At 41.1% G+C, this 998-nt stretch carries 1 protein-coding gene; it reads left to right on the top strand.

Features of this window, described 5'->3' with window-relative positions:
• Positions 1-154: 154 nt before the first annotated feature.
• Positions 155-998, top strand: an 844-nt coding sequence (locus CVN76_RS00835; protein WP_100530087.1) for a processed acidic surface protein, incomplete at its 3' end; no start/stop codon positions are given.

Genomic DNA, 998 nt, shown 5'->3' with positions numbered 1-998 from the left:
TCCTCGCAGTCGCATGCGAAAAAAGCAGACCTTCCACCCACTCCCAACCTCCTATTTGCAGTCAATCATTGTTATTAATGTATACCTTTTGGTTTAGCTGTTTTATAATGGTTAGGAGTTTGGCTTTACTAGAAATTATTGGGGGGAAAAGAAATTGAAGAGATTTTTTTCGTTATTTGTAGCACTTATCGTTCTTTTTTCGGTAGGCTCAATCGGAGCTAAAGGCTTCGCTGCAACGAAAATGAACCAGGATGAGCTTAATGCATACCTGGCGGAAGTTAGAATGACACAAAAGGAATTGGAAGATTACTTAGCCTATTATGACTTGACCTTGAAGGAGATGGAATCGGTAGATGAGCTACGCGATACATTGGGACCGACAGTCACTCCTGAGACATTGAAGCAGTTATTGAAGGATTATGACATGACAGAAGCGGAACTGACGGAATTATTGATGGAGTATGGTGAATTGGAAGAAGGAGATTCCATCATCGATACCTTCCATTTCATTTATGATATAGAAGACATAATCGATTTAGAGATGGGTTATGATGACGAAGACATGGAATACGATGATGAAGAACTGGACGATTTACTGTCTGGACTTTTTACAGAGATCGGGCTTACGGACGAGGAGCTTGAAAGATTCATGAATCACCTTATGCCACTTGTCGAGGATCCAACATTCGAGGATCGCTTGATGGCGATATCCGACCGAATGGACAAGCTGGCTGATTTTGAAACAATCGATCAATTATCGGCAGGGCAAGTGGCAGAATTGCTTTCCATTTATAATGATTTGCAAAGCCTGCTTCAGGTCCAATTCAAGTTCGCCTTGATCCAGGACGGCGTCACTACGAACCTATCACTTGAAGCGTTATTCAAACTTAAAGATTTGAATAATGCCAGTTTACTAGTTTCCATTTATGATTTAAAAGGCAACCTATTGCTCGATTTCATCTTGACCGGTGAGATGATCGGTTCTGATTTAGTGAAGG

It is taken from the genome of Bacillus sp. mrc49 (assembly GCF_002803435.1).
Note: the sequence above shows the minus strand (reverse complement) of the source record. Positions and strands in the feature narration are given on the sequence as shown.